Here is a 17,813-nt window from a genome sequence, read left to right on the forward strand (position 1 = left end):
CGTTCCCGTCGTCGGCCGCCCCCCGCCGTCCGGCCCTCAGCGGCCGGCCAGCTGTTCCGGCAGTGCCGCCGCATGGACCACCGTCAGGCCGGACACCGGCCGGGTCAGGCAGACGTACAGGCGGCGCAGGCCGGTGCGTTCGTCCGGTTCGCCGTCGACGATGGCGGCCGGCTCCTCCAGGACGACGTAGTCGTACTCCAGTCCCTTGGCGAGGGTGGCGGGCACCAGCGTCAGCCGGGCCTCGGCCGAGGTCTCCTCGCCGGGAGCCAGGCAGGCCATGCCCGCTGCTTCCAGGGCCGTGCGCAGCGTCGGAATACGGGCCTCCGCGGCGATCAGGCCGATCGAGCCCTCCTTCGTCAGCGCATCGTCGCAGGCCGCGAGGGTGGCGGCGGTCAGGTCCGCCGGTTCGACCGGGCGGATCTCGAAGTCGCCCGCCGACTCGCGGATGGAGGTGGCCTCCGTCAGATCGGGGGCGATGGCGGGCAGCAGCCGGGACGCGTAGGCGATGACCTCGCGCGGTACGCGGAAGCCCTGGGTGAGTTCCTCGACGGCCGAGCCGGGCTTGCCCAGGTGGGCCAGGGCCTCTTCCCAGGTGTGGGTTGCCCAGGGGGTGGTGCCCTGGGCGATATCGCCGAGGATGGTCGCGGAGCCCGTCGTGCAGCGGCGGCCGACCGCGCGGTACTGCATGGGGGAGAGATCCTGCGCCTCGTCGAGGACCACATGGCCGAGGGAGTGGGTGCGCGCGACCAGGTCCATCGCCTCGTCGATCAACACCGCGTCCGCGGAAGACCACTTGGCGCTCTTCACACTGCGGGCCGGCTTGGTCCACAGGATCGTCTTCTGCTCCTCGGGCGTCAGGATTCCCTCGGCCTGCTCGGCCAGGAACTCCGCGTCGCCCAGCAGCCGCAGCACCAGCTTTGCCGGGTCGACCGGCGGCCAGACCGCCTTGACCGCGGCTTTCACGGCGGGGTTACGGGCCACCGCGTCCTGTACCCGGTCGTCCGGGGCCTCTCCCGCCTGCTCCATCCGCACCAGCACGGAGTGTGCGATCCGCTGGGGCAACGCCTCGCGGGCGGCTCCGTAGCGGATGTCGCGGTCCATCAACTGCTGTACGAGCTCTTCGAGTTCGTAAGCCGGTACGCGCCAGCGGCGGGAGCCGCGGACGACCACGCAGGGCTCCTGCGGCATGGTGATGTGCGAGCGGACCGCCCGTCGCAGTACCTCCGCCATGCGTGCGTCGCCCTTGACCGTCGCGGCGGCGGCCTCGTCCGTGCCGCGCACGTCCACATGGCCGACCAGGTCGTCGACCGTGGCCTGCTTGACCTCCAGCTCGCCCAGCGTCGGCAGCACCTGTTCGATGTAGTGGAGGAACGAGCGGTTCGGGCCGATGACGAGGGTGCCGGCGCGGGCCAGCCGCTCGCGGTGCGCGTACAGCAGATACGCGACACGGTGCAGGCCGACCGCCGTCTTACCGGTGCCCGGCGCCCCCTGTACGCAGACCGAGCCGCCGATGCCGGCGCGCACGATCTCGTCCTGCTCCGGCTGGATCGTGGCGACGATGTCCCGCATGGGGCCGACGCGCGGGCGCTCGATCTCGGTCTGGAGGAGCCGGCTGGTCTGTTCCGCCTCCGTGGGGTCGGTGAGGTGCTCGTCCTCGTAGGCGGTCAACTCGCCGGCCGTGTAACCAAAGCGGCGGCGCAGTCCGAGGTTCATCGGGTCCTTCTTGGAGGCCCGGTAGAACGGCTGGGAGACGGGCGCGCGCCAGTCGATGACCATGGGGTCGCCGTCGGCGTCGTGGACGTGCCGCCGCCCGATGTAGAAGTTCTCTCCCGTGGCGCCTTCGGCAAGGTCGACGCCGGGGGCGTGGAGATAGTCGAGGCGGCCGAAGAAGAGCGGGGTGTGGGAGAGGTCGGCGAGCGCCTTGATCCGGGCGTCGAGCTCGCCCTGGAGGACCTCGGCGTTGACCCAGTTCGCGGTGACATCGGCGATGTTCAGCGCCTCGGCGTCCTCGCGCATGGCACGCAGTGCCGCGCGGGAGGCGGCCAGATGGGACTTTTCCCGCTGGAGGGGGTCGGGGTCGGGGTCGGGGTCGGGGACGGCGTCGGGGTGGTGGTCGGGTGACGGGGGATGGCTTTCGGCGCGGAGCGTCGGCGTTGAGGGGTGGTGGTCGGGTGACGGGGGATGGCTTTCGGCGCGGAGCGTCGGCGATGAGGGGTGGTGGTCGGGTGACGGGTGGGCGTGCGAGGGCACGGCGTTGCCTCCGTGGCGGGTACTTCGGCGGGCGCGCCAGGGCGAGCGGGCGCGGCGGGCCGGTGTCGGTGCGTAGCGCGGGTCAGGCGGTGCGCGGGTCAGCGGCGTGAAGCGAAGAACCGTCCGGTTTCCGACCGGTCGGCGGCACTCCTCGACGGGAGGCAGGCAGACGCGCGATTGTAGTCAGCGGCTCAGAACGGCGCCAACGGATTTCCGGCGGCATTGCGGCGGTCGTTTCGGGGCGAACGAACCCTGAGGGCGCCGTAGGCCTCCCGTAGGGGGGCGAGTGGGTCTGGAGACTGACGTCCGGCCCCAGGGATGGACCTATGGACCGATGTGCTGCAATCGCGTGAATTTCATCATGGAGACATGAGCAGCGCAGCGATTCCCCCAGGTTCTGTCCACCCGATCTCTGTCCACCCGGTCAAGGGCGCCACGGCCCTCGGCGCGGACCCCGGACGCGGTGCGGCCCCCGTCCACGAGCACCGCTATGCCGTGGGCAACGCACTCCGCGCGATCAAGGTCTTCGCCACGGCCACCTTCAGCGTCGTCGTCATGGGCGAGTACGCGGACGAAGCACGAACGCCTGATACCACGAACGCCCGGCACGACAACGGCGACGCCACGACCACCTGACGCCACACCCACCTGACGCCACACCCACCTGACGCCACACCCACCTGACTCCACGAACACCCGACTTCACGAACACCCGACTTCACGAACACCCGACTCCGCCCCACCCGACTCCGCCCCACCTCGCTCCGCCCCACCCGAGTCGCCATCCGGCTGTCCGGAAACCGTTACGGCCCGTCGGTCTCGATCCACTAGCGTCGCCGAAGAGAGCGCACGCAGGGCTACGGGGAGGGGACAACTGGTGTCTGCCGGCGGCAGGACGCGGACGTGGAGACGGACCTGGGGGCAGGGCATGGCCCGCCCCGGCGGCCTGGCGATCGCAGTGGTGCTGCTCATGGCCTCACTCGCCGGACTATGGCTGCTGTACCAGGTCCTGCCGCTGCCGATGTCCGACATAGCGGTCTACCGTGCCGAGGGCCAGGCAGCCTCGGTGGGCGGTGATCTCTACGGCTTCACGGTCACCAAGTGGGCACTTCCGGCCACCTATCCGCCCTTCGCGGCCGTGCTCTTCATACCGACCACCTGGCTCTCGCTCGGCACTCTCCAAGTCGTGGTCGTGTTCGTCAACGCGGCCCTCCTCGCGCTGCTGATCCATCTCTCCTGCAAGGCAGCCGGCCTGCGCAAGGCTGCCTGCACCGCGCCCGTCATCCTCGCCACCACCGCGCTCGCCCTCTGGCTGGAGCCGGTCTTCCAGACCTTTGTCTTCGGCCAGGTCAACCTCGCACTGACCTGCCTGGTCCTGTGGGACCTCTCCCGTCCGGACGGCGCCCGCTTCAAGGGGTTCGCCACCGGCATCGCGGCGGGCATCAAACTCACGCCCGCGATCTTCGGCGTCTATCTCCTCGTCACCGGCCGGGTGAAGGCCGCCTTCACCGTCCTCGGCGGGTTCCTGGCCTCGGCGCTGCTGGGCTGGCTGGTCCTGCCCGCTGCCAGCATCGAGTACTGGACGCAGCGGATGTTCGAGACCGGCCGGGTCGGCAAGGTCTGGATCGTCGACAACCAGTCCCTCCAGGGCCTGATCACCCGCGTGCTGCACCAGCCCGAGCCCGGCCTCCTCTGGGCGGTGCCCGCGCTGCTGACCGCCGCGGCGGGGCTCTACACCGCCCGCCGGGTGTATCTGCGGCGCGGTCTGGACAGCTGGGGTGTGCTGTGTACGGCGATCACGGCGCTGCTGGTCTCGCCGATCAGCTGGTCCCACCACTGGGTCTGGTGTGTGCCGCTGCTCATCGCGCTCGCCGCCCGTACCCGGCGCAGCCCGTGGCGCAGGGTGCTGCTGGCCGCCGTCACCCTCGCCTTCGCCGCCCGCACGATGTGGATCATCCCGCACACCGGCGATCTCGACCTGCACTTCGCGTGGTGGCAGCAGCCGTTCGCGGCCCCGTATCCGCTGCTCGGTCTCGCCCTGCTGGCGGCCGTGGTCCGGTGGACGCGGAAGCCCTCCGGCACCCCCGCCGCAGCGGTCGGCCGCCTCCCGGCGCCGCGCGCCGAGCAGCAGCTGCCCAGCGCGGCCCCCAGCGGGGCCCGGGCGGTCTGAGCCGGACCCCACCCACCGGCGGCAGCGACGCCCGCCGTCGCGCCGCCGGCCCTCCCGGCGCCCGCGCCCGCCACGGCGCCGCCCGGCTCAGACGCCCCGTCCGCCGAGGCCGTGGCGCCGCCCGGCTCAGACGTCCTCGTCCGCCGCCAGCAGCTCATTCGCGTCCACGATGCGGTACGCATAGCCCTGCTCGGCCAGGAAGCGCTGGCGGTGGGCCGCGAAGTCCTGGTCGATGGTGTCGCGCGCGACGACCGAATAGAACCGCGCCTCGTGCCCGTCCGCCTTGGGACGCAGCACCCGGCCCAGCCGCTGGGCCTCCTCCTGGCGCGAGCCGAAGGTGCCGGACACCTGGATCGCGACCGTGGCCTCCGGAAGGTCGATCGAGAAGTTCGCGACCTTCGAGACGACGAGCACCGAGATCTCGCCCTCCCGGAAGGCGCCGAAGAGTTTCTCGCGCTGTGCGTTGGTGGTCTCGCCCTTGATCACCGGCGCGTCCAGATGCTCGCCCAGCTCGTCCAGCTGGTCGATGTACTGCCCGATGACCAGCGTCTGTTCGCCCTGGTGGCGCCGGACCAGCGCCTCGGTCACGTGCTGCTTGCTGGCGGTGGTCGCACAGAAGCGGTACTTCTCCTCGGTCTCGGCGGTCGCATACGCCAGCCGCTCCGAGTCGGTCAGATTGACCCGCACCTCGACACAGTCCGCGGGGGCGATGTACCCCTGCGCCTCGATCTCCTTCCAGGGCGCGTCGAAGCGCTTGGGCCCGATGAGGGAGAAGACATCCGACTCCCGGCCGTCCTCGCGCACCAGTGTCGCGGTCAGCCCCAGCCGCCGCCGCGCCTGCAGATCCGCGGTGAACTTGAAGACCGGTGCGGGCAGCAGGTGCACCTCGTCATAGATGACCAGACCCCAGTCCCGGGAGTCGAACAGCTCCAGGTGCGGGTAGACGCCCTTCCGCTTGGTCGTCAGCACCTGGTACGTGGCGATGGTGACCGGCCGGATCTCCTTCCTCGTCCCGCTGTACTCGCCGATCTCTTCCTCGGTGAGCGAGGTCCGCTTCACCAGCTCGTGCTTCCACTGCCGGGCCGAGACCGTATTCGTCACCAGGATCAGCGTGGTCGCCTTGGCCTGCGCCATCGCGCCCGCCCCGACCAGCGTCTTGCCCGCGCCGCACGGCAGCACGACCACACCCGAGCCGCCGTGCCAGAAGCCCTCGACCGCCTGCTGCTGATACGGCCGCAGCGCCCAGCCGTTCTCGTCCAGCTCGATCGGATGCGCCTCGCCGTCGACATAGCCGGCCAGGTCCTCGGCCGGCCAGCCCAGCTTGAGCAGCGTCTGCTTGATCTGCCCGCGCTCCGAGGGGTGCACCACGACCGAATCCGGGTCCAGCCGCGCCCCGACCAGCGGCTGCACCTTCTTCGAGCGCAGGATCTCCTCCAGCACCGGGCGGTCGGTGGTGCTCAGCACCAGGCCGTGTGCGGGGTGTTTGGTGAGCGTCAGCCGCCCGTAGCGGGACATCGTCTCGGCGATGTCGACGAGCAGCGCATGCGGCACCGGGTACCGCGAGAACTGCACCAGCGCATCGACGACCTGCTCGGCGTCGTGCCCGGCCGCCCGCGCGTTCCACAGCCCGAGCGGCGTCACCCGGTAGGTATGGATGTGCTCCGGCGCCCGCTCCAGCTCGGCAAAGGGCGCGATGGCCCGCCGGCAGGCGTCCGCCAGCTCATGGTCCACCTCCAGCAGCAGCGTCTTGTCGCTCTGGACGATGAGGGGTCCGTTCACGCGCCTCGCCTTTCACTCCCGGCCGTCGGCCGCTGGGACCGGCCGCCAGACCTCGACCGTTGATCACGGCCACAGCCTGCGGCCGCAGACCTCGACCGCACATACGGCCAAACGTCCAGTGTGCCGCATTGCGCAGCGGTCGTCAGCGAGGGAAGGGCGGCCCCTCCTCCAGGGCCCCCGGGCCGAGGCGTCCGCCGTGCTCCCGCCAGGCCCGTCGCCCGCCCCTCAGACCGAGTCGTCCGCCAGCTCCGCCACTCCCGTGATCCGGTGCAGCGGATAGGTGCGCACCTCGTCGGAGGTGTGGTCGTAGGCCGTCACAAAGCCGCCTTCGACGCGTACCGGCGCGATGACGCGCTGGCTGGCGGCGCCGTCGGCGTTGACGTAACCGATCCACAGGGCGGAGTGGGTCAGCACCGCGGCCTGCATGGTGGCAAGGGTCTCGGCGGAGGTGGTGCGGGGGAGCGCGCCGGGGGCGGCCGGAGTGGGGGCGTGGACGGGCTTGCGTTCCGCGGTGGCGGCGAGGTCGCCGGCGCGGATGGCACGTACCGCCGCGGTGAGCAGGGTCGGGTCGGGGGACGGCGGGCCGTCGGGCACCGGGGTGGGGGCGGTGCGCGGCGGGGTGCGGTGGGTGTCGGCGCGGGCGATCAGTACGTCACCGGCGGCGGACTCGGCGGCCGGGGCGTAGCCCATCGCGCGGAGGCCGTCGAGGAGTTGGTCGGGGGCGGTCTGGGCGGCGAGCACGGTCGGGGCGAGCCGGCGCAGCCGGAGGGTGGCGGCGCGGCGGTCGGCGAGGATCTCGGAGAGCAGCGCGTCATCGTCGCAGCGGACGTAGGCGGTGGCCGCGCCGATCCGCAGTCGGCCGTGCTTACGGGCCACATCGTCGATGAGGTAGGCGAGTGGCTGGGGGACCGGGGTGCGGGAGTGGGTGGTGAGGAAGTCCTGCAGCTCGGCGGCCGAGCGGCCGGCGTCCAGGGCGCGGCGTACGGAGGCGGGGGTGAAGCGGTAGACCGTCGCGCCGCCCTTGGACTCGATGTCGGCGAGCACGCCGAGCGCCTCGGCGAGCGGGCGGTGCAGCGGGCCGGGGGCGACGGCGGTCAGGTCCGCCTGGAGGAGGACGTGGTCGACGGGTTCGGGGAGGAGGGGGGCGAGGAGGGCGGCGGCCCGGGTCGCGGCGGCGTCGGTGTCCGCGGGGGAGGGGGCCGCGGCGGACGCGGGGGAGGCGGCCGCGGCGGACTGCGAGGTGGTGTCGGTCAGTGCGCGGCCGTGGGCGGAGAGTGCGCCGCGGCCCGTCACACCGAGCAACTCGGCCTCGGTCAGCGTCCATTGAGCCAGACGCGAGCGGAGGTCGTCGGCGGGGGCGGGAGCGGAGCCGCCCGGGACGGCGGGGCCGGAAGCGGTGCCGGTGGGTCCGGGCGGCGGCGCGCCGCCATCGACGGCAGCCCCTGCCGTGGCCGGATTCCGACCCGTGGCCGGTGCCGGGACCTGACCCACCGGTGATGCCGGTGCCTGGCCCGCGGCCCCGCCGCTGCGCAGCGGACGCTCCCACTGCAGCCGGGAGCGGACCGCCGCCGCCGGTACGGAGGTGCCGGGCGGCAGGCCGGCGAGGAGGGTGAGGGCGCGGCGGCGGACCTCGGGGGCGGGCGAGCGGTCGAGGTGCGGGCCGAGGGCGGCCAGCGCCCGGCCCTTGGCGTCGGCGGTGCCGACGACCCCCGCGGTGCGGGTCGCGGAGAGCCAGCCGGCGGCCAGCACGGCCCAGCGCTCGTGGTCGGGCAGCTGCAGCCACTCCTCGGCGGCCGGGGTGGCCGCGAACCGCTCATCGGCCTCGCCGTCGGAGGCGATCAGCCCGGCCCCGTAGGCGAGTTCGAGCCAGAAGGCGGCGAGCTGCTCGGTGGTGTCCAGGGCGGCGGCGGTGCGCTTGAGGTCGCGGACGCTCATCCCGCCGGCGCGCAGGACGCCAGGACCGCCCAGGTCCCACTCCTTGAGCAGCTCCTCGACGGTTGCCAGCGCGGTGAACGCCTGGCTCGCGGCGGCGTTGTCCACAAGCTGTGGATCGCGTTCCGTGGCCGGGGAGAGCGCGGGCGGGACCGGCTCGGGGGTGTGATGGGCGCGCCCGGCGCGCAGATGGAGCGCCGCCTCCCGCGGCAGCACGACATTGCGGGCGCCCGTCGCGATCAGCAGACCCCGGTCCAGCAGCCACTGCAGATGCGGGGCCGGGCGGTCGGTGACCCCGCCGTACGGCGGGCCCCACAGCAGCTTGTCGAGGACGGCGACGGATGCGGCGGGCGCGGTGTCCAGCAGCGCCGCCATCCGGGCGCGGTCGGAGAAGAGCCCGGAGAGCGCGGCGACCGCGGTGACCGGATCGTGGGTGGTGGGCAGCCCGGCCGCCGCGATGATCTCCTGCAGCCGCCCCGGCGACATACCGGCCGAGGCCTCGGCGACGGTCGGCCCCAGACCGGTCGGCGACGGATGCGCGGCGCTGGGGCTGAGCAGCTCACGGGCCGTACGCACCAGCCGCAGCCGGTCGTCCGGGCCCCATACCAGCGCCTGCGCCCGCAGCTCGGCCACCGCCCGGGGCAGCTCGGCGGCGACCGCCGGGTCCCCGGCGTCCCCGCCCATCAGCGCGCCCAGCGTGTCGTACGGGCACGGGTCGGGCGCCACCGCCAGCGCCTCGGCGGTCTGCAGCACGAACCGGTCGAGCCGCTCCACCGCGCGGACGACCGACGCGCGGGTCCCGGCCCGGGTGGCGAGCTGGGTGACGTCGCCCGGCACCGGATTGAGCAGGTCGGGCCGTGCCCGCAGCAGCCCGACGAGCCCGCTGTCGGTGCGGGTCCTGAGCTCCTCGGCGAGGGTGCGGGGGGTACCGGTCATTCGTCCTACGTTAGCCGGGCGAGGCCGGACGGGGCACCGAGCGGTGGCACGGTATCCACGGAACGCCGCCACGCCACGCGTACGCCACCCCGCCACACCACGCCTGCAGCCGCCCGCCCGCCCGCGTACGCATCCCGGGCGCGCCCCGCGTACGCCACCTTGCCCCGACCCCCGCGGCCTCCGGCCCGGCAGGCGGCCGAGGCGGTACCGTCGGGGCAGCAACCAGCGGACGCCGCAGGGGATTTCGTGGGGATCGAGAGCGATCAGCTCGTCTATGACTATCTGAGCCGGGTGGGCGACCTGGCCCAGCAGCGGGGACTGCCCTCCGCCACGCGCATGCGGCTGGTCACCGGGCTCCGGGCCGAGATAGACGGACAGCAAACCGATTCGGTATCCGGTGTGCAGCGGATTCTGGCGCGGCTGGGGACGCCGGAGGCGGTGGTCGCGGCCGCGGGGAGCGCGGACGACCGGGTGCCGGGCGCGTCCTGGGGCGGCCCGGAGCCGCGGCACGGCCCGGAGCCGCGGTCGGGACCGGAGGCCGGGAGGGTCACGGGAGCCGGAGTCACGGGAGCCGGTCCCTCCGTACCGCTCGGCCCGACGCCCGCGGAGCCGTCGCAGCCCGCCGTGCCCGCCCGCCCGTGGGCCGCGGCGCGCGAGAAGCTCACCGGCCTGGCCTGGCGCGGCGGGCCGACCGGCAAGCCGCCCGCGAACGGCAAGGACGCCCCGTACGGCAAGGACGCCCCGTTCGGCACGGTGCCCGCCCCGCGCGACGGCGGGCCGGACACCGCGCCCCCGTCCGTCGGCCTGCCGCCGCATCTGGCCGGCCTGGACGAGCTGGGCGACGACGGTGACGCGCCCGACTGGTGGCGGGTGGAGCCGGCACCGTTCGGGCCGGGCGAGACCGTTCCGGGGTTCGTCGGCGGGATCGAGATCCCGGAGATATGGGACCGGCCGAAGAGCGACCCGGTGCCGATGACGAAGGACGGGGCCGGGGGAGCCGAGGAGCAGGGCGCGGACGAGGACGGCGCGGCGCCGGCGGAACGTCCGCTGCGGCGGCTGGTCCGGCGGGTGCTCGGCCGGCGGCGCGGCGCCGGGGCCGGTGCGGCGCCCGTGGCCGAAGCCGGGGAAGACGCCGTGGTGGTGGCGGCGCGGGCGCCGCTCAGCCCGGTGCTGACGCTGGCCGTGCTGCTGCTGGTGGCCGGTGCGGCGCTGGGGGCGTGGCTCGCGCTGGCGGGCGGCTGGGGGCTCGCCTACGTCTCACGGCGGCTGAGCCGGGCCGAGGCCAAGTTCGCGGCGCTCGGCGTGCCGGGGACCGTCGTCGGCGGTCTGGTGGTGTGGCTGTGGGGCCGGTTCGACGGACGCTGGGGCGAGCCGATCGCACAGGGGCGGCTGGGGCAGGAGATGCTCGACGGACTGCCGGGAGTGGTGCGGGTGGCGGCGGTCGCCTCGGCGCTGTTCCTGGTGTGGCGGATGCGCCGGGTGCCGCGGTGAGGAGGCAGGACCACCAGGGTCCTCGCCCCGCCGGCCGGAGCGAGCCAGGAGCGCCCGGCCGGGGCGAGCCAGGAGCGCCCGGCCGGAGCGAGCCAGGGGCCTCCGGCCGGGACGAGCCAGGGGCCGCCCCCTCCTCCCGGCCGGGGCGTGGCCGCAGGCACAATGGCAGGCATGGCTGCGCACCCTCTGACGGTCGGCTTTGACCTCGACATGACGCTGATCGACTCCCGCCCGGGCATCAAGGCCGCGTATCAGGAGCTCTCGGCCAGGACCGGCACCGTGATCGACGCCGACCTCGCGGTGAGCCGGCTGGGGCCCCCGCTGGAGGAGGAGATCCGCCAGTGGTTCCCCGAGGAGCGGGTGGCGGAGATCGCCGGGCTCTACCGCGCGCTGTACCCGGAGTACGCGATCGCCGCGACGCCCGCCCTGCCCGGCGCCCGGGAGGCCATCGACGCGGTACACACGGCGGGCGGCCGGGCGATCGTGGTGACGGCGAAGTACGAGCCCAACGCCAAGCTCCACCTGGAACACCTCGGCCTCGACGTGGACGCCCTCTTCGGCTCCCTGTGGGCGGAGCGCAAGGCCGAGGCCCTGCGCACGCAGCATGCGCCGGTCTACGTCGGCGATCACACCGGCGACGTCGTGGGGGCGCACACCGCGGGCGCGCTGTCCGTGGCGGTCGCCACCGGCCCGTGCGACGCCACGGAGTTGCGCAACGCCGGTGCCGAGGTGGTGCTCGCCGATCTGACGGAGTTTCCGTCCTGGCTGGAGCGCTATGTGGCCGAGGGCGCGGACGGCGGCGACGGCGCCGCCACCTGACGGCGCTGAGCGGTGGCGGAACGGATCACTCCGGCTGCCGCGATGAGGAAACCGAGCCCCATCAGCATGCACAGCCAGTAGAAGACGGACGGCAGCGGTTCGGTCCCGAGGAACAGCGGCAGCACCGTCGCGAGAGTGGCCACTGCGCCAACTAGGAACATGATCGCGCCGATTCGGACCAGCAGATCCCCGGCCTGGGGAGTTTCGTCAGACACCTGACCAGGGTAAGTCCGGGCGAGAAGCACCGAGGATCCACCCGGCGGCGTCTTGTCACCGGCCTTGGGACCATTAGCCTGGGTGATGGCGGGTCCTGCGGCCCGCTGCACTGCTTTCCAGCCCCTCCCCACTCTCGGCTTCGCTTGAGCGGGGGGACACCCACCCCGCAGTCTCCGCAGTAGACCCGGCTCCAGATTTCAACGTTTCTTTCCAACGAGTACGAGGACGAGGACAGACGTGCCTACCGGCAAGGTCAAGTGGTTCAACAGTGAGAAGGGCTTCGGCTTTCTCTCCCGCGATGACGGCGGTGACGTCTTCGTGCACTCGTCGGTGCTGCCCGACGGCGTAGCCGCACTCAAGCCTGGCCAGCGCGTCGAATTCGGCGTCGTCGCGGGCCAGCGCGGCGATCAGGCGCTGACCGTGACGCTCCTCGACCCCGCACCCTCGGTGGCCGCGGCGCAGCGCCGCAAGCCCGATGAACTCGCCTCGATCGTCCAGGACCTGACCACGCTGCTGGAGAACGTCACCCAGCAACTGGAGCGCGGCCGCTACCCGGACAAGGTGCACGGCGCGAAGATCGCCGGCATGCTGCGCGCCGTCGCCGACCAACTGGACGTCTGAGCACGCCCGCTCGCGGGCGGCCGACCCCGGCCGTCACACGCGGCACACCTCACACACAGCACGTCCTTCACACACAGCACACTTCAGACGCGGCACACCTCAAACGCTGCGTATTTCACACGAAGTGCAACGCATCGCGGCCGAGGGGCGGAACCAGCCCCTCGGCCGCGGCGCGGGTGAGCAGTCCGCGCACCGCGGCGTAGCCGTCCTCGCCGAGGTCGGCGGTGAATTCGTTGACGTACAGCCCGATGTGCTGGTCGGCGACCTTCGGATCCATCTCCTGGGCGTGCTCCAGGACGTACGGCCGGGAGACCTCGGGGTCGTCCCAGGCCATCAGCACGGAGCTGCGGACCGCCGCCGCGAGCTCGCGCAACGCCTGCTCGCCCAGCGACCGCTTGGCGATGATCGCGCCGAGCGGGATCGGCAGGCCGGTGGTGAGCTCCCAGTGCTCGCCCATGTCGGCCAGGCGGACCAGGCCGTAATTCTGGTACGTGAAGCGCGCCTCGTGAATGACCAGGCCCGCGTCGACCTTGCCGTCGCGCACGGCCGGCATGATCTCGTGGAACGGCAGCACCACGATCTCCCCGACCCCGCCCGGCACCTCGGCCGCCGCCCACAGCCGGAACAGCAGATACGCGGTGGACCGCTCACTGGGCACCGCGACCGTCTTGCCCGCCAGATCCGCGGCCGGCCCCTGCTCCCTGGTCAGTACCAGCGGCCCGCAGCCGCGCCCCAGTGCCCCGCCGCAGGGCAGCAGCGCATAGTCGTCGAGCACCCACGGCAGCACCGCGTACGACACCTTCAGCACATCGAACTCACCGCGCTCGGCCATGCCGTTGGTGATATCGATATCGGCGAAGGTGACCGCCAGCTCCGGCGCGCCCGGGACACGGCCGTGCGCCAGCGCATCGAAGACGAAGGTGTCGTTCGGGCACGGCGAGTACGCGATGTTCAGCGGCCGGGTCACGGGGCCCTCCTCGGGGATGTGGGGGTCCCCCGCGTGAGCGAAGTCGAGCGTGGGGGAGGATCCGGAGCGGCAGCCGGAGCCGGTCCGGTGGCGGCCGTCAGCGCTCCGGGAAGCGTACGGAAGGCACCGGTCAGGGCGGTGAGGGCGGGGCCGATGCGCCAGGCGGCGCGGTCGCGCGGGCCGACGGCGTTGGAGACCGTACGGATCTCCAGCACCGGCACACCGTGCGCGGCGGCCGCCTCGGCGACCCCGAAGCCCTCCATCGCCTCGGCCAGCACCCCCGGGTGACGCTCCGCCAGCTCGGCGGCGCGGTCCGCGCTGCCGGTGACCGTGGAGACGGTCACGACGGTGCCGGATGCCGCACCGGCCGCCGCGGCGACGGCCGTGACCAGCGCCGGGTCGGGGCGGTGCGCCACCGTCCCGAAGCCGAGTTCGGTGACCGGGGTGAAGCCGTCGGGGGTCTCGGCGCCCAGGTCGGCCGCGACGATCGCGTCCGCGACCACCACGGAGCCCAGGGCCGCGCCGGATGCGGCGAAGCCGCCGCCGATACCGGCCGAGACGACCAGGTCGTACGGCGCTCCGGCGAGCGCGGCGGCGGTCAGTGCGGTGGCCGTACCGGCGGCCGCGGCGGCCGGGCCGACACCGGCGGCCAGTACATCGAGCGCCACCGGCGAACCCGCCGCACACCGCAGCGCGTACCCGCCGGGCAGGGCCGCCTCGTCGCAGGGCCCTGCCGCGGCAGCCACCGCATCGCGTTCGGCGGCCACCGCCGTGACGACCAGGACCCGCATCGAACGGCCCTCCCGCCTCAGCTGTCTCAGTCCTTCTGCTTCAGGGTGAAGTGCCACAGGGTCTTGGGGCCGTCGCTGCCGCTCAGCTCCGCGACCTGGAGGGTGACGTTCTTGGAGTACGAGGCCTGGCCGGTCTGCGGGTTCTGCTGCATGAAGAGGCTGTCCGCGTCGAAGCTGCGGTACGTCTGCTTGCTGGGCTCGCGCATGACGGGGCCGGCACCGATGACGATCCAGCCGGACTTGGCGACCTCCGGGTCGACGCCGACGCGCACCTTCTCACCGGGGTGGACGGTGATCGTCTTGCCGCCCTTCTTGGTGATGCAGGCGGTGACGGCCTTCTTGGAGAGGACCTTGCCCTCGCCGTCGCAGCCGGGGGTGGCCTCGGCCTGCACCGTCGTCGAACCGACGGTCACGGTCGCGAGCGACGTCGGCTTCTCGCAGGCGGAGAGGGTGAGGAGACCCAGGGACACGGCACCGATGGCGGCAGCGGCACGGCGGCCCTTGCCCCAGGAGATCAACGCAGCGGTCATACGGGCAGGCTATCTGGCGCCCCAGCTCACGCCACGCCCGGGTACGGCGTGCCGCGTTGCCCGTCGGACGTCAGGCCACCCGGGGGGCCGGCGTACCGCCCCGCCGGGCCGCGCCCAGCAGTCCGCGTACGGCCAGCACGACGCCCAGCGCCACCAGCCCCGCGGCCACCGACATCCCCACCGTGCCGATCAGCGGCAGCGCAATCCCGATCGCGCCGCCCACCACCCACGACATCTGCAGCGCCGTCTCGGACCGGGCGAACGCGGAGGTGCGCACCCCCTCCGGCACATCGCGCTGGATCATCGCGTCCAGCGACAGCTTCGCCAGCGCCTGGCACAGCCCCGCGACGGCCGCTGCCGCGGGGACCACGACCACCGCCAGCACCGGGTAGAACACCGCGGCAAGCACCGTCGCGCACAGCGCCAGCCCCAGCATCGCCGCGATGATCGGCTCCGGTCCGCGGGCCTTGAGCCAGGCGCCGACCGCCGTCCCCAGCGCGTTTCCGGTACCGGCGGCCACCACCACCAGCCCCAGCGAGGCCGCCGGACCCAGCCCGCCCAGCGGATGTTCGCGCAGCATGAAGGCCAGGAAGAACGTCAGGAAACCGGAGAGCGCCCGCAGAGCGGCATTGGCCTGCAGACCGTGCAGCACCGACGGGCCGACCGTACGCAGGCCCGGCTTGCGCTTGGCGCCCGCCGCCGACCGCGCCGACGCCTCCCGGGACGCCAGCCGGGCCCGGCCCTCGCCCTTCGCCGAGTCGACCTTGTGCGGCAGGGAGAACGACAGGACCGTCCCGGCGGCGAATACGGCACACGCCCCGTACAGCGGCCAGGCCGGCCCGAGCAGTTGCAGCCCGGCCCCCGCCGGCGCCGCCACCCCGGTCGCCAGCAGCCCCGCGAGCGTCACCCGCGAATTGGCCTTGACCAGCGAGATCCGCGGGGGCAGCAGCCGCGGCACCACCGCGCTGCGGACCACGCCGTACGCCTTGGACGCCACCAGCACCCCCAGCGCCGCCGGATACAGCTGCAGCCCGCCGGTCGCCACCGCGCCCGACATCGTCACCGCCAGCAGCGCCCGGGCCAGCATGGCGCCCGCCATCGCCGCCCGGCGGCCGTGCGGCACCCGGTCCAGCAGGGGCCCGATCACCGGCGCGAGCAGGGCGAACGGGGCCATCGTCACCGCCAGATACAGCGCCACCCGGCCCCGTGCCTGGTCCGTCGGCACCGCGAAGAACACCGTCGAGGCCAGCGCGATGGTGATCATGACGTCGCCCGCGGAGTTCACCGCATGCAGTTCGATCAGCTTGCCCAGACCCGACTCGCCCGCGCCGTGCGCATGCGTGGCGCGCCGCAGCCCCCGCGCCGCGCCGGTGAAGGGTCTGTGCAGCGCACGGCCCAGAACCCGGCCCGCCCGGCGGGTCCGGCCGGCCCCGTATCCGCCCCGGGTCGAGGCGCGCGACACCTGCGACGACTTCCCTGAGGTCCTGGACACCCTCGACACCTTCGACGCCCTTGCGGCAGCCACCTGGTCATAGTGCCCCAACTCGCCCAGGAGAGGGCACTTTCTCCACATTGGCGCGCGAGGCGTACCCGCCCGCGGTCGCCGGTGCTGACATTTGCCCTCCCACCGAGGGGTCGTACACCGTTGAAGGGGTAGCGTGTGTAGCGCGCCACCGGCGGTCGTTCTTGGCCGCGTGCCTCCGCGCGATCCCGCAGAATGGGATGCAAGAGGTGCGCTCGACCGAAACGACCGGGCGCGGACGTCGACGCGGTCCTCTGGTCCGCTCCGCCCGCCCCGGTACCGCCGGTCGTCCGGACAGGACAAGGACAGCTACGGCTGGCGCACTCGTGAGACGGCGTAGAAGAGAGAATCGATTCTTGTGAGTGCTGCGATGCGAAGCCGTACCCCTGACCGCCTGTGCGCCGAGGCGGTCGACCTTGCCCGGGAGGCGGCGGAGGAAGCCGCACTGCCCGGCATGGTCGGCGAGCACATCGATGCGGTGGCCGACGGAGACCGCGTCGTCACCCACCTCTTCGCCTGCAACGAGCCCGGCTACCGCGGGTGGCGCTGGGCCGTGACGGTCGCCCGGGCCTCCCGCGCCAAGGTCGTCACGCTCGACGAGGCGGTCCTGCTGCCCGGCCCCGACGCGCTGCTCGCACCGGAGTGGGTGCCGTGGAGCGAGCGGCTGCGCCCCGGCGACATGGGCCCCGGCGATCTGCTGCCCACCGAGGCCGACGACCTGCGCCTGGAGCCCGGTTACACCGGCGAGGACGCCCCGCCGCCGAACTCCCCCCTCGCCGAGGGCATGGCCGCCGACGTCGCCGATTCCGAGGAAGCGGACGTCGTCCCCGGCTCGCCCGCGATCCAGCCCGCCCCCGAGCGCGGCAGCATCGCGGCGGTCGCCGAGGAACTGGGCATGCGCCGCGCCCGGGTGCTCTCCCGTTACGGCCTGCACACCGCCGCCGACCGCTGGGAAGAGGCCTTCGGGGCCAAGACCCCCATGGCCCAGGCGGCCCCCGCCACCTGCGTGACCTGCGGCTTCCTCACTCTGCTCCCCGGCTCCCTGGGCCAGGCCTTCGGCGTCTGCGCCAATGAGTTCTCCCCGGCGGACGGCCGGGTCGTCTCCCTCGCGTACGGGTGCGGTGCGCACTCCGAGGCCGCCGTGATGCCGAAACCGCCGCGGCCGGCCGCGCCGGTGGTCGACGAGACGGTGGTCGAGCCGTTGTCGCTGCGTCCGGAGCGGGACGGGGGGTCGGTCGAGGAGACCGGGCCCGCCGAGGAGCTGGGTCACAGCTAGGCGCGGGGCGCGCGGGGCGCGCTGGCGCGCTGGGCCCCCGGCCCCACGTTGTTTTCTGCGGCGCCGTTTCGCGTTTCGCCTCCGGCGGGGGTGGTGTTTGGGCGGGGGCCGCTTGCTGTTCGTGGTGGGTGCCGGTGGCGGGCCTCCGGGGCCTGTGTGGTGGACTGCTTCGCTTTACGTCCACCACACAGGCCCCTCCGGCCCACCACCTCCCGCCCGGGACGGCGACCCCCGCCCGGTGGGGGTGAAGTTCTTAAAAGCCAGAAGCTCGACCGCGTCGTGGCGTAGCCGATGCTTGGGGTCTTTGGTTTTTTCCTGCTTCCCCACCGGAGTGGGGCCCACAACCCACCCCGGAGGCCCCGAACCCGCCACCCACCACAAACCCGGGGCCCACCCCAAATACCCCCTCCCGCCGAAGGCGGGGACCCCTCCCGCCGAAGGCGGGACAGGCACGGCGCCGCACAGGCAATCGTGGGGCGATACCGTCGGGCCACCGACACACGCTTAGGGAGA

General features: G+C 73.4%; 14 protein-coding genes. 6 read left to right on the forward strand and 8 right to left on the reverse strand.

Annotated features, from left to right (window positions below):
- Positions 1 to 36: 36 nt before the first annotated feature.
- The gene (locus ACF088_RS21290; RefSeq protein ID WP_392377388.1) at positions 37 to 2,046 is read right to left on the reverse strand and encodes a HelD family protein; all 2,010 of its coding nucleotides are present in this window, start codon (positions 2,044 to 2,046) and stop codon (positions 37 to 39) included.
- A 573-nt stretch (positions 2,047 to 2,619) separates the two neighbouring features.
- On the opposite strand from ACF088_RS21290, the gene ACF088_RS21295 reads away from it, so the two are divergent.
- Together ACF088_RS21295 and ACF088_RS21300 are read left to right on the forward strand one after the other, a co-directional pair.
- Entirely contained in the window at positions 2,620 to 2,886 is a 267-nt protein-coding gene (locus ACF088_RS21295; protein WP_392377325.1) for a hypothetical protein, read from the forward strand.
- Between the two features lie 292 nt (positions 2,887 to 3,178).
- Positions 3,179 to 4,420 (forward strand): glycosyltransferase 87 family protein, encoded by a 1,242-nt coding sequence (locus tag ACF088_RS21300; RefSeq protein WP_392377326.1) that lies wholly within the window; start codon positions 3,179 to 3,181, stop codon positions 4,418 to 4,420.
- 126 nt (positions 4,421 to 4,546) lie between these two features.
- Here the strand turns inward: ACF088_RS21300 and ACF088_RS21305 are convergent, their stop codons facing one another.
- Positions 4,547 to 6,199 carry a DNA repair helicase XPB gene (locus ACF088_RS21305; protein ID WP_392377327.1) on the reverse strand — a complete coding sequence of 551 codons (1,653 nt, stop codon included), beginning with the start codon at positions 6,197 to 6,199 and terminating at the stop codon, positions 4,547 to 4,549.
- Between the two features lie 225 nt (positions 6,200 to 6,424).
- Positions 6,425 to 9,067, reverse strand: coding sequence for a helicase-associated domain-containing protein (locus tag ACF088_RS21310; protein ID WP_392377328.1), 2,643 nt, complete (start codon positions 9,065 to 9,067; stop codon positions 6,425 to 6,427).
- Positions 9,068 to 9,313: 246 nt separating this feature from the next.
- On the opposite strand from ACF088_RS21310, the gene ACF088_RS21315 reads away from it, so the two are divergent.
- Both ACF088_RS21315 and ACF088_RS21320 read left to right on the forward strand, forming a co-directional pair.
- The gene (locus tag ACF088_RS21315) at positions 9,314 to 10,558 is read left to right on the forward strand and encodes a hypothetical protein (protein WP_392377329.1); all 1,245 of its coding nucleotides are present in this window, start codon (positions 9,314 to 9,316) and stop codon (positions 10,556 to 10,558) included.
- Between the two features lie 171 nt (positions 10,559 to 10,729).
- Positions 10,730 to 11,377 carry an HAD family hydrolase gene (locus ACF088_RS21320; protein ID WP_392377330.1) on the forward strand — a complete coding sequence of 216 codons (648 nt, stop codon included), beginning with the start codon at positions 10,730 to 10,732 and terminating at the stop codon, positions 11,375 to 11,377.
- Here the strand turns inward: ACF088_RS21320 and ACF088_RS21325 are convergent.
- Complete coding sequence (locus ACF088_RS21325) at positions 11,332 to 11,592, reverse strand: hypothetical protein (RefSeq protein ID WP_392377331.1); 261 nt, start codon at positions 11,590 to 11,592, stop codon at positions 11,332 to 11,334. The genes ACF088_RS21320 and ACF088_RS21325 overlap by 46 nt on opposite strands.
- A gap of 238 nt (positions 11,593 to 11,830) precedes the next feature.
- On the opposite strand from ACF088_RS21325, the gene ACF088_RS21330 reads away from it, so the two are divergent.
- Positions 11,831 to 12,214: a cold-shock protein gene (locus tag ACF088_RS21330; protein ID WP_018089689.1), complete on the forward strand. Its 384-nt coding sequence runs from the start codon at positions 11,831 to 11,833 to the stop codon at positions 12,212 to 12,214.
- 115 nt (positions 12,215 to 12,329) lie between these two features.
- On the opposite strand, the gene ACF088_RS21335 is transcribed toward ACF088_RS21330, so the two are convergent.
- The 4 genes from ACF088_RS21335 to ACF088_RS21350 all read right to left on the reverse strand — a co-directional run bounded on the left by ACF088_RS21335 (position 12,330) and on the right by ACF088_RS21350 (position 16,075).
- Positions 12,330 to 13,181 (reverse strand): 1,4-dihydroxy-6-naphthoate synthase, encoded by an 852-nt coding sequence (locus tag ACF088_RS21335; protein ID WP_392377332.1) that lies wholly within the window; start codon positions 13,179 to 13,181, stop codon positions 12,330 to 12,332.
- Positions 13,178 to 13,972, reverse strand: a complete 795-nt coding sequence (locus tag ACF088_RS21340) for a futalosine hydrolase (RefSeq protein WP_392377333.1) — start codon at positions 13,970 to 13,972, stop codon at positions 13,178 to 13,180. The genes ACF088_RS21335 and ACF088_RS21340 overlap by 4 nt, the downstream gene beginning before the upstream one ends.
- Positions 13,973 to 13,998: 26 nt before the next feature.
- Positions 13,999 to 14,502, reverse strand: coding sequence for a hypothetical protein (locus tag ACF088_RS21345; RefSeq protein ID WP_392377334.1), 504 nt, complete (start codon positions 14,500 to 14,502; stop codon positions 13,999 to 14,001).
- A 70-nt stretch (positions 14,503 to 14,572) separates the two neighbouring features.
- The gene (locus ACF088_RS21350; RefSeq protein WP_392377335.1) at positions 14,573 to 16,075 is read right to left on the reverse strand and encodes an MFS transporter; all 1,503 of its coding nucleotides are present in this window, start codon (positions 16,073 to 16,075) and stop codon (positions 14,573 to 14,575) included.
- Positions 16,076 to 16,394: 319 nt separating this feature from the next.
- Here ACF088_RS21350 and ACF088_RS21355 point away from each other — a divergent pair, with 319 nt between their 5' ends.
- Positions 16,395 to 17,300, forward strand: coding sequence for a DUF3027 domain-containing protein (locus ACF088_RS21355; RefSeq protein ID WP_392377389.1), 906 nt, complete (start codon positions 16,395 to 16,397; stop codon positions 17,298 to 17,300).
- Positions 17,301 to 17,813 lie beyond the last annotated feature (513 nt).

It is taken from the genome of Streptomyces sp. NPDC015125, assembly GCF_043080045.1.
GTDB lineage: Bacteria > Actinomycetota > Actinomycetes > Streptomycetales > Streptomycetaceae > Streptomyces.